At 68.9% G+C, this 11,904-nt stretch carries 6 protein-coding genes; all 6 read right to left on the bottom strand.

Annotated elements, in window-relative coordinates:
• Positions 1-4: 4 nt before the first annotated feature.
• A complete protein-coding gene (locus tag OP86_RS18035) occupies positions 5-1,219 on the bottom strand; it encodes a TIGR02678 family protein (RefSeq protein ID WP_030058156.1) in 1,215 nt (404 codons plus the stop codon).
• Positions 1,216-2,730, bottom strand: coding sequence for a TIGR02677 family protein (locus tag OP86_RS18030; RefSeq protein ID WP_199815214.1), 1,515 nt, complete (start codon positions 2,728-2,730; stop codon positions 1,216-1,218). Before OP86_RS18030 ends, OP86_RS18035 begins: the two co-directional genes overlap by 4 nt.
• 93 nt (positions 2,731-2,823) lie before the next feature.
• A complete protein-coding gene (locus OP86_RS18025; protein WP_157849772.1) occupies positions 2,824-5,766 on the bottom strand; it encodes a pPIWI_RE module domain-containing protein in 2,943 nt (980 codons plus the stop codon).
• Between the two features lie 27 nt (positions 5,767-5,793).
• Positions 5,794-9,375: a pPIWI_RE_Z domain-containing protein gene (locus tag OP86_RS18020; protein WP_030058152.1), complete on the bottom strand. Its 3,582-nt coding sequence runs from the start codon at positions 9,373-9,375 to the stop codon at positions 5,794-5,796.
• Entirely contained in the window at positions 9,368-10,525 is a 1,158-nt protein-coding gene (locus OP86_RS18015) for a pPIWI_RE_Y domain-containing protein (RefSeq protein WP_051830210.1), read from the bottom strand. Before OP86_RS18015 ends, OP86_RS18020 begins: the two co-directional genes overlap by 8 nt.
• Positions 10,525-11,538 (bottom strand): PD-(D/E)XK nuclease family protein, encoded by a 1,014-nt coding sequence (locus OP86_RS18010; protein ID WP_157849771.1) that lies wholly within the window; start codon positions 11,536-11,538, stop codon positions 10,525-10,527. Before OP86_RS18010 ends, OP86_RS18015 begins: the two co-directional genes overlap by 1 nt.
• Between the last annotated feature and the right edge of the window lie 366 nt (positions 11,539-11,904).

Genomic DNA, 11,904 nt, shown 5'->3' with positions numbered 1-11,904 from the left:
CTGGTCAGGTTGCGGGACCGTCGGTCACGGTGGTCCGGTACCGGAACGCCGCAGGCCGGGGAACGGTGCGGTCGCCGATCCCGCGGGCCAGGCCGAAGTCGGTGAGGACGCGAACGGCGTCGGCCGTGAGGCGCTGGGCACCGTCCTCCGACTGGTAGCTCTTCGCCCACTGGGGGAAGCGCCGCAGGAGCGCGTTCGCCTCGACGGTGAGCTGTTCCGGTGTCAGCCCGTCCGGAGCGGCCGTCAGCGGTTCCAGCAGGAGCAGCGCGGCGACGCGGGCCGTCGTGGAATCGTCCGGGAAGCGGCCGTCGGTGGCGATCCCGTCCGGGTCGACGAGCAGCAGGCCCTCGGCTCGTTCCTCCAGCACGAAGCCGCCCTGTTCGGCGGCGCGCCGGACGATCTGGCGCCCGGTCGGCGAGGTGAGGTAGGCCAGTTCGTCGGCGCCGAGCTCGTCGTGGTGGAGGACGGGATCGTCGAAGAGCCGGCGCAGCACCGAGTGCCGCAGCCGGAGGTTGCGTTGCGCGTCGGAGGCGTCGGCACCGCCGTACCGGCTCTCGCGCACGGCGCTCCGCAGGAGTTCCTCGAAGCGCAGCGGTACCTCCTCCGTCGGCACGGCCAGCCGGGACGGCCCGACGGGCGCGGCGAGCAGGCGCATCAGTACGGTGGCGTCCACCCGGAAGAGGACCTTGGCCTTCACCGAGTCGACGAAGCTCTCCGTGACACCGTCCACGGTGAGCAGTGCGCCGTAGGCCTCCAGCAGTTTGAGGACGTCCACGAAGGCCATCCGCTCGGGCCTGCTCGCCGTGTCGAAGGGCGGCAGCGCCTCGTCGGCCGCACAGGCCTGGACGACGCGCTCGGCGAGCAGGCCGACCGTCGTCACCGGGACCGGGAGCAGTTCGGCAGCGACGACACACAGCAGGGTGTAGCGACGGCGGTCGAACGGCGCCTTGCCGGACCGTAGTCGGCGGGCGGGGCGCGATGCGTCGGGCACGGTCCGGATCTTGAGCAGACGCGCGTACCCCAAGCGCGGCTCGACCACCAGCTGCCAGCCGCAGTGGTAGTCGAACCACTTCGTCAGCGGGTCCTGACGGCGGCGGACCAACTCGAAGGCGGGCGGGTCTCCGCGTTCGGTGATCAGCGGCCGGCCGAGGAGCAGCCTGATGCCGCGGGCGACGTCCTCCCGCTCGGCCAGCACCAACTGGTTGGCAAGGGTGCTCATTCCGTCTCCTTCACGACGGTCGAAAGCCGGCCGCCGGGACTACGGATCTCCACCAGGTAGTCAGGCCCCTCCAGCGTCCCCCGAGATGTCCGTAGGACGGCCCGTCCGGCATCGGGCAGCGGCCGCAGGACGATCTCGACCCGGCCGTCCGAGGTGACCGCACGGCGCACGCCGCTGCCGTCCGGCCGTACCGCCAGTGCCTTGCCGAGGAGGTCGAGCAGCCGCTCGAAGACGGCGTGGTCGAGCAGCCCGAAGCCGGAGAGCCGCACCGGGCCGTCGGTGCCCAGGACGTCCCAGGCCGCTTCGAGTTCGGCGCGCTCCTTACGGGCCCGCTCGGCCCGGGCCGCCTTGATCCCGCCGATGTCGCGCACCTTGCCGGTGCGGGTGAACCGCTCGGTACGGCCGCTGGTGCGCAGCAGGGCCGACACCTCCACCGGCGGGGCCTCGGCCCAACTGCCCGACGAGGGCACCAACTCCGGGTCAGGATGCGCGAGATGGGCATGGCGGGCCGGACCGAGCCCGAAGGCGGCCGACCAGAGGCGGTGCAGGTCGTCCTCGCCGGGCGCCGCGGCGAACCAGCGGGCCAGCTCCCGGAAGTCCTGCACGGCACTGGAGGAGCGGCGCCGCGACTCGGTGATCCGGTCGAGGACCTGGAGGAGCGTCACGATCGCGCGGCGCGCCACGTCGTGCAGCTGTTCCACTCGGGGTCGTGCCCCGTCCACCGGCCGGAACCAGGCTCGAAGCCCCTCCCAGCGCGCCCGGCGCCGCTCCAACCAGGCCGGCGCGGGATCGCCGTCGGCGACCGGCGGCAGCTCGGCGCCCCGCAGCGCCCGCTCGTGCAGCAGGCTCACCCCCCGTCCCTCGACCCGCTCCACGGCGGAGGCGACCGCCTGTCCCCGCTGGTCGAGGTTGACGAGGAACTCCTGGAGATAGGCGACCGTCGCGGCCTTCACCTCGCGGAAGGTCGCCAGGTCCGCGCCCTCGGCGCGCAGCAGGCGCTGCAACTCGCCGTTGAACGCCTTGGTGTTGGCCAGCAGCGCCTCCAGATGGCCCTCCAGTTCGTGCAGCGTGCTGAAGACCCGCCGGTCCGAGGACACGGAGTCCTCCAGCAGGACGTACAGCTCGTCGAGCCGGTCCGTGATCGCCTCCAGCACCGCCGTCTGGAGCGCACCGGTCGAGGCGAGGACGGACAGGGCGTGTTCGACCCCGGCGAACGCTGCCTCTCCGCGCCGGGTCAGCGAGTACTGGAGGTTGCGGCGCTCGTACTCCTCGGCGGTGCGGTAGTTCTCCGCGTGGTTCTGGACGACGTCCAGCAGCTGCCACTCCCTGAGCTTCCGCAGCGCTTCCTGAAGATCGTCGTCGTGCAGCGCGTCCAGCCAGCCGACCGTCCGCAGCCGGGCGCGGACTTCGTCCAGCCCGAGCGCGGTCTCCAACCGCTCATTGGCCGCGCCGAAGGCCTGCAGGATCGCACCGTAGAGTTCGGCCTTCTCCCCCGTCGTGAACCGGAACATCTCCGGCGGCACCCTGCGCAACGACTTCCCTCCCCTGCCCATGGTGACCACTACAGTACGCGGACGGTGGACAGCCCCGACCAGGTGACCCCGCTACCCGACCGGACCACGTCCAGGCCCGAAGTCCGCCTCGTCACTCACCGGCAAGGCAAGAACCTCCCCTCTCTCGTTCGAGTGGTCTCCCTCCTCACCGATCGCTTCTTCGCCCCGGATCGGCAGTACGTATTCCTGCCCGAGCCGGGCCAGGTGCAGCGGCAGGGGAAGCGCAAGCGCCTCCGGATAGTCCGGAGCCTGTCGAAGCTGATGGACGGCCAGCGCCAGCGACTCCGGATCGTCACCGCAGCCTTCGTCGCAACCAAGCACCGCGATCTCCAGAAGCATGGGTGACCAACCGGGTTTGCCCACATCTGTCGTCAGCTCGCCTCGTCTGGGCCCGGCGCGCAGCGGACGCGGAGCGAGCTTGTCCGCCTCAACCGCGGAGCTCTTGAACTGCACCGGTTTGGCGGTCGTGCTGTAGAAGACCCGGCTGAGGCGTTCGGACTCGCTCTTCCAGAGATGGGCCGGCAAGCCGTTCGGCCCAGCCTCGGGATGGACGCCCCACCACTGCGGTGTCTCACGCCCGTCCCGGTCACGCACCCGCACCAACCGCAGCTCTGCGGCGAGTCGGCGCGCGGGAGCCTGCCCGTCACGAATCCGGTCCCGTTCGACCGCCCCGTCCTGGATCCACGTCCAGTGGCGTCTCGCGTTCTGTGCGTGGACGAGCAGCAGCACATCCTGGCGGCGCAGCGAGTCGCGGACGCCCTGCAGCCATTCCTCGGTTTGCCTCTGCTGCCGGTCCCGGTGGCGAGCAGGCCTTCCCAACGGCTCGGCTTCTGATCGCGGAGCCGGCACCGTCGGGCGGACCTCGGCCTGGCGGACCAGTTTGAGCAGCATCGCCGGATAGGAGATCCACGTGCCCGCACCGTCGTCACCGTCCGGGTCCCAGCCCTGGATCCTGGCGAGACCGCTCCCGCCGCCACCCGGTGTGACCAGGACCGCCACCGGCACATGCGCTGCCCAGCGACTCCGAGACGTACGGTTCTTCTGCACCAGCCATACGGCGGCATAGCGAAGGCTCGGCGGGAGCCGGTCCCCCAGCCCATGTTCGGGATGGACTCGGACGCCCAACTGCCGAAGTCCGTCATCCCAAGCCATCAGCACTCGGTGCGCCAGGTTCTTCACCGAGTCGTAGTGGCCCACCTTCTTCGGAACGACTGTGAACTGGGTGACGAACCCGGCGTCAGCGCAACCCAATCGCAGGGCGAACTTCGGATCGTGGTCCATGCTCGGATAGTCGGCCGCACGGTCGATCTCGACGAGCGCCAGCCCCGGCTCAGCCCTCGTCGCGTCCTCGCGGAGCCAGGCGGCGGCCTGCATGCGCCGAGTATGGACGGCTGCGGTCACCAGGTCTCGGGGACGACGACCGCGTTCCGGCAGTGCGAGACCGTCGGCCATCCCATGGATCAACGGCAGGCAGCGGAGCCGCACCGTGAGCTCGGGCGTGAACCATTCCACTACGACCGGACTTCCGGGCCGGGCTGCCGCGAAGCCTGCCTCCGTGACATCCCCTCCCGCCTCCGGCAGACCGAGATGCCCCGCCAACGCCCCGATGGCGGCCTGGCGGAGCGCAGGGCTCTGCCAGAGCAGTCGGACCTCCAGGGTCGGCGGCTGATCCGACGCAGCCGGCTCCCCCAGGCAGGAAGCGGCGTAGGCCACTGCGAGGCGACGCCGCTCAGCCCGGCACCGTTCCTGCTCGGCTCGTTCGGTCTGCTTGCCCGCCTTGGATGTCGCGTTGATCGGTTTGGGACCGGCCTTTCGAGTGCGGACCAACGGCGGCGCGGACCGCATCCCGGGCGGCAGTGCCTGCTCTGCCCACTCGGTGAGCTGCGAACGCTGATGGGACATCAGCCCAGCCTTGACGTCGTGTTCTCCCATGGCCGTGCTGTGGACGACGCCTGCCCGGAATTCACCCAGAAGAAAGGCCTCGGGGTTGGAAAGCACCTCGTCAGCTTCCGGAAACGGCTCCCCCAGTGTGATTCCCCGGAGGATTCCGGTCGGCCCGCCGTTCACCCATGCCCCTTGCCAGTCGCCCCCCTCGCTCCAGCGGCGCTCGACCCGGGCGACGGCATATCGCTCACTCGACGGCGCACCGGCCAGGTACGGGACACGCGGTCGCAGCAGTACTGTCGACTTCCGCCCGTGCGGCAAGTGGATACGGCCGGTTCTGGCGTTCACCCTGGTCGCCCAGCGACGGATGCTCCAGTGCAGGTGAAAGCGCGCCAGAGGGTCGAAGGGAACGGTCTGAAGCGTGATGTCCAGGACCACGGAATACCAGGACGTTCGTCTTCCCGTGTCGTAGGGCAAGGCCTGGGAGACAAGTTGTGCACCCCGGTCGAACACGGACCGGGGAACAACGCGGAATCTCAGGTCTCCCCCTCCATGCGTGTACGGACCGAGGTCGAGGATTCGACGGGCCAGCCGATCTGTGCTGAGAAGAAACTGATGGGGCAGTGGGGCCGCGGTGCCACCGGCGGTCACCGGGCAGTCCACCAGTTCGTGTTCCACCGTGTCCCAACGGGGCGGGCAGTCGGCCAACCGGGTGCGCGCAGCCCGCAGTTCGGCTCGGCGTTCGGGCTCCGGACGGAGATCGGCAAGCCAGTAGTTGACCAGCGTGTCGAACACCGCAGGGGGAATGGGCTCCGCAGCGTCTTCAGACGCGTAGAGCCAGTACCCAGGCTTGTCACCGCGGTGCCGAGGGTAGGGGCGGGGCATCACCAGCAGGTCCGGGACCAAAGCCTGGACGACCTGTTCGAACCGGACGGTGGGGACGGTGCGGTACGGCTCACTGCCTGGTCCACGGCCTGCGTTGCAGAGGTCCATCACGACCGTCTGCCAGTGTTCGGGGAATGGAAGGGCACGGTACCGGCCGACCATGGAGGTACCGGGCGTGGCTGGAAGCCAGACACCGGTGCGAACGCATTCATAGTTGACGGGCACGAGCCGACTCCTTGGTCAAGGCAGGCATCACCGGTGGTCGATGTCGAGCAAGGCCCGATAGAACGGTGCGTACAGGAGTTGGGCGATCGCCGGGTCGGCGGGATCGGTGAAATGCTCTTGGTTCGCCGCCGGATCGAAGTAGGGGGCCAGGATGGTCCGCAGTGCACCGAGCAGACCGTCCGGGACGCTCCTCGGAGCGCCACCATTGGCACACGTGTCGGCCAACCGCGGGGCGAAGGCGGCATCGACGAAGACCACCCGAGCGGGCACGCCTCCCCGCACCAGCCGCCCGATCACCTGCCACAGCGCCACCAGCTGATCCCATGCGAAGGCGCGGCGTTCCCAAGGCGTCAACCGGGTGTAGGTGTAGCGGCGAGAGAGCAGGCGACGCCATTCCGTGCGGGCCTCCCGACGCAGCTCCTGCCCGGCCTGGTCCAGGGTGCCGGCGTTGGCCACCAACTCGCTGAACGTTGCCGGCCCCAGTCGATCATCAGAGCGCCCCAGGTCTCGGACATACCTGCAGGCCCAGTCGTTGACAGCGAAGATCGAGAGCATCAGATCATCCGGGCGCGGGTGCGGACGGGCGAGGAAGAGAGCGGTACCGAACGCAGCCTGGTGGGCCGTGTTGAGGATGTTGTGCCCGCGCTCCACGGCCATCAACGGGGCGACCAGCACTTCGGCCAGCCGGTCTTCGGCGAACCTGGCCAGGTCCCCACGCCGAACCACCGGTGGCCGCTCGGCTTCCGCAGGATCCAGGTCGATGTCTGCGGCATCGACCTCGGTGTCATCGGAAACCAGGACTCGGGTCCGCCCCTTCCAACGGGGCAGACTGTGCAGTGCTTCGGCCACCACGACGGCCTCCGCATAGGAGCCGACCAAGAGCAGAGCCCGCTTCCGATTCGGCTCGGCCATCGCGATCTCCTGGTCGAGCGGTGAAGCGGCTGCGCCGAGATCCCTGCCCAGACGCAGGGCCAAGGCCCGGGCGACTGTCGGACGATCCTTGGGCGCGGTACCGGAAAGGCGCATCGGCCGGCCTTCATCGTCGTACAGGAAGCGGGTGGCGAACGACGTACGGCCCACGGCCTCAAGCGTCTCGGCGGATGGCCTGAGCACGGCGTCCACCGGCGCGAGCACATGCGCCCTGGTGGAACTGCCCGCCCAACTGGTACCGGACATCAGGATCACGTGCGGTCCGCGTCGCCCCGCAGCTCGATCGGCTCCGACCTCGCTGATGCCGAGCAGCAGCTCCCGGCCGATTCCGGCACAACGAAAGAAACTCAGCGTGCCACTACTCCTGCCGTCCTCGTCGAGCGCGCGGTCGTCGGGACGGAAGCGGAACCCGAGCACGTTGCCCATCGGAGCCTCCGGGACCAAGGGCGCATAGTCCACCGGAGGACGGCGGCTCAGATCGTAGGCCGTGGCATCCAATTTGAGCGCAGCCTCGACCTGGGGCCAGACATAGGTCAGTTGTTCAAGGTGCCAGGCCAGAACGGACAACAGCATCATGAACTCGACGCGTCGGCAGTTCTGCCGCATCCAGTCCATGTCGTCCAAGGGCAGGTCGAGCCCAGCCAACATGCGGCGCAACAGGTCCTGCAGTCCGTCATGGCTTGCCGCGTGGTCGAGCGTCCGGAGGAGGTCGCGTGCAATGTCGACACAGGTTGTGACCTCGCTGTCCGGCGCCGCGGGGCCGCCGAGCGGGTCGTCGCGGAACGCGTCGAGAACTGCGGCAATCCGCTGTCGGCTGATGTCCAGTGCCGGGGAGACGTCAGGCTGTTCCTCATCGTCCTCGTATGCCTCGTACAACCGCTGCTCGGTATCGACGCCCTCGCCAGGACGTTCACCGTGGTCCCCGAACCAGCCTGCCAGAAGCTTCTCCTGAAGCGTCCACGGGCTGAAGTAGTCGATATCGATCCACCGCCCCAGCTGCTTGTCCTTCTGGTCGATGAGAATCCGGTACAGCCGATCGGTAGCGGCCGAGACGAACGTCAGGCACGTGTTCCACCGGTCCAGATCCTGGTCGGCGAGCGGCAGCCGCCCTCGTATCGAGAGTTCCTCGATCTTCTTGGCGTGCAACTGGTCCAGCCACGAGTTCGGCCCCGGTTCCACCAACGTCGCAACCGGCGCGAACAACGCGTCGAGCTTCATCTGCACCGCGTCCGCCTCATCGACCACGATGATGTCACTTCGCAGGCAGGCGAGTTCGAAGTACCGCAGGCGTTCCTCGTTCAGCTGCCTCGGTACCGGGCTCTGCACCAGGCTCGCGGGGTTCGCAACCCAGATCGGCGCGCCGACCAGGGCTCGGGATGCCGAGTGCCTGGGACAACGGGCCCACACCGGGCACCCGTACCGCTCGCCCCTCAACCGGTCCGGATCAGTCGCCCGGATCCTTCGGGTCTGCCGCGCACCCGCGAGGTACTCCCCGACGAGTGGCTCCCGCACCGCTTCCGCCGATCGCACCGGCTTGTCCGGGTAGAGCGCACTGCAGGGAGCGTCGGCGTAGCGCAGCGGCTCCCCCACCTCCGCAGCGCGCAGTCCGTCCAACACGCACACCGTGCTGATGTGGTCGAAGCCCGCATCGTCATGCAGAAGCAGATTGCCGAACCCGCGACCGGCGAGCCGGCGGTGCAGCCGAGCAACATGCGTCTCCCGAGTGCTCAGGCCGAGTACAGGCACCGCTTCCAGTCCGACCTCACCCAGCACCGCCGCGAGTCTCAACTGCTCAGCGACATCTCCCACCACCAGAGTGATCCGTAGCCCGTTCCGGGCTGCCCAGGCCGCGACCAGAGTCATCAACGTACTCTTGCCCGCCCCCACCATGCCCACCAGATGCATCAGGCCGTCGACGTGGAGCGCCTCGCTCGCCTCGAAACGGCGACCGTCCGCCGTCCGGGACTCGAACCGGATCTCGGCCAGTCTGGCCGCCCAGCTCCCTGGCCGTTCGACACCGAGCTCACGCTCTCGGCTGTCCATCCAAGCGGCTGTCTCGGCCAGCATGGCGTGAGAGAGCGTGAGCGGCTCGGCCCGCGCCGCCGATGTGGCGGACAGGTCGTGGCCCGGGGCGGCATCGAAACACAGTTCCGGTGGGACGGACACCGAGGTGACGCGGCGGCGGTCCAGAAAACTGCTCCGCCCCGGTGGCGCCGTCTTCAATCCGCCCCGCGCGTGACCGGGCAGCCGGGACAGTGCTTCGTCGTAGACCGCGATCCGACTACCGGCAATCGACACCGGAAGTGAAACGGCCGGCGTTCCGTAGTCCGGCAGCTGATAGCCGCGCAACCGCTGCGGCACTCGCCGGTACGTCTCCATGGCCTGCTGCCAGCTGCGCCGTCGGCGCAGCCGCCAGCACAGCATCCGCGCTGCTGTGACCATGACCTCGTGTTCGGGAGTGAGAAGGCAGCCGGCCGCCCGCGCGAACGGATAGCCACCCAGAAGTGTGTACGCGCCACCGGGAGGCTCTGCGGGCACCAGTACCTCCAGGAGCCGGAGGAGCAGTTCCACCTCGCACAGCTGCGCGGGTTTGAAGCCGGACACCTCTGATGGAAGTTCGCCCCACGCTCGGCGCAACTCCCGGCTGACGTCCTGATGCCAACTGCTGCTGTCACGCACGGCGTGCTCCCGTCAAACCGCGGACGCGATGCCGGGCTCGCTCCAGCAGGTCCGCGTCGGTGACCAGCCTCACCGGTGCCGCCGACCGGGACCGGGCACGCTCGAACGTCTCGATGTAGCCCCGCCAACTGTCCACGCGGTGCTGGGGAACCACCCAGAAGACCTCCGTGCCCGGCCGATCGGGACGAGCGGGGGATACGTCCCCACGTGCAAGAAAGGACGGGTTCACCCGGTCCTTCAGCTCCGCGATCCACTGCGTCCCGTCCGGGAACGTGACCTTGAGGCCCGGGCCGTCGTTCCCCGCGCGCAGGCGGACGGTCAGCCCCAACCGGACGAGTCGTCTCGCCAGCTCCGCTTCGGTTCTCCGCGGGCCGGTGAGCGCGATTCGGAGCGGATACTCCAGCTGGAACACCTTGCCGTGTTCCGATGGCGGCAGGCGCCGCCCCGGTGTCGGCGCGCCCAGGCGTCGACAACTGTCCTGCTCGCACCACCACCCGGCACCGACGACCGGAACCAGGAGAGTGCGGCAGCGCATGCAGGTGACGAACTCGTCGTCGCGGAGGTACGAGTCAGGTACCTCCTGATAGACGGCTTCGATCACCGGCTTCACGGGTTCGAGACGAAGCCGCCCCGCTACTGCGAACATCTCGGCAATGGTCAACACAGGTTCATCGACGAGCAGTCGGATGAAAGCCTCGTAGGCTTCTCTTTCGCCGTACTCCCGGCTCAGTCGCTCGGCAGTCCGCATGACAAGCCGCTCACGGTCCAACTCGGCGGCACCACCGCTGCACTCGACCCACTCGTAGCACAACTGGGTAGGGCGGGCCGACTGTTCGTCCAGCAGACGGTCATCGGAGCCGGCAAGTCGCTCCGGCAGCGCCACCGGCCAGTCGGCGAGTGGGATCGTCTGACACCACGTCACCAACTCCGTCAACGAAGCAGGCGGGTCTACTGACTCCGTGAGACAGGCCAACACCACACGGTCAAGCGCCATTTGGGCTTCCGGAGGGTATGGCAGAGAAAACGATTCAAGATTTCCGACCTCCCCGAGTCTGACGAGCGCCGTGGCCAGCAGCCGAAACAACGCCTCGCTGCGATGCGCCGCCCAGCCGCTGTCCAGAAGGCTGAAGTCCTCAGGAGCGAGCTCCATCAGCCGGTCTCACCTGTCTCGCCTCGACCATGGGCGCACCACCTACGGACCTCGCACTCGCTGCAGGTTTGAGGCGAGACGGGTCTGGGACCGTACTCGGACTCGACCGCCCAGGCTTCGGCCAGAGCACCGACAAGCCGACGGGCCTCGGCAAGAGTGGCCGCGTCGAAGGGGTCGATCTCCTCCAACACCGAGCCGTCCTCACGCAGGAACTCAAGCTCGATCCGGCACCGGACGGGCTCGCCGCCCAACACGCCCGCTGCCATCAGCAGTACCGCCAGTGCGAGCTGGGGATATCGCTCCAAGAGGCTCGTCCCAGTCGGGGTACGGCGTCCGGTGGTCTTGGTCTCACGCCACACCCAACCGCCGCGATCGGTGAAGAGCAAGTCCGGATCGGCTACGACGACGGTATCCGCTGCCGGGTCGTAAGCCGCGAGACGCCACTGCGGGCGGACTTCCTCGGTCTCCGGGAGCCCGTCCAACGGGCAATGAGCCCGATGGGCGCGAAGCATCGCGAGCGCAGGTCCCAACTCCTCGGCGTTCAGCCCCGGCAGCGCCGTAGGCAGCGGCGCCTGCCGACAGGAGGTTCGCGGTCGCTCGGCATGCCGCCGGTTCAGCCAGTCGTCGACCGCCCGGCCACGCCGAATCGCCGCGTTCTCACCAGTGCCCTCCTTCAGATTGAGGACCCGCGTCAGATGGAAGCGAGCCGGGCACGCGGCGAAGACTCTCAGGTCAGTGGCGGAAAGACTGCGACGCTTTCGCGGGTGCGGAAGGCCGGCTACACCCAGCAGGCCGATGGTGTGGGGGATCCCCCCACACTCCCGAAGTCCCTTGCAGCCGACACAATCCGAGCCGGCCCTGGTCGTTCCTCCGGCCACCACTCGGCTCATGTGGCCGCGTGCCTGCACCCCGAACCGACGGACTGCGTCCTCCGCGGCCCAGTCGGCGTACACCACGACCGAAGCATCGCCGAGCCCCACGCCGACGACCCGGACCCGGTCCGGCAGTGTCATGGCCCGCGACACCTCGTCAGCCGGATCCTCCGGGCCAGGCCGGATCACACGAGCGCGGTCACTGTAGGGCGGATAGACCGGGTACCCGCTGGCCAGCACGGCCGCCGCAGCCGCAACCTCGGCCGGGTTCCGGGACCGGTCAACAGACCCGATCGAGGGAATCCAGATCTCCCGAACGGACCCGTCCGCCGAGGCATACCCGCGCCCCCAGACACTGCGTTCGAACCTCTGGATCCCTCGCGCGTCCGAGGATTGGAGTTCATGCACGGCAATCCATTGCCGGCGCACGGGCAAGGTCCGCTGATGGCCCGAGGCGACACGCTCGGCCTCCAGCCGCCGCCGCGCTGCGAGGTACGCCGCAGCTGC

The sequence above is a fragment of the Streptomyces novaecaesareae genome, from assembly GCF_000716875.1.
Taxonomy (GTDB): Bacteria; Actinomycetota; Actinomycetes; order Streptomycetales; family Streptomycetaceae; genus Kitasatospora; species Kitasatospora novaecaesareae.
Note: the sequence above shows the minus strand (reverse complement) of the source record. Positions and strands in the feature narration are given on the sequence as shown.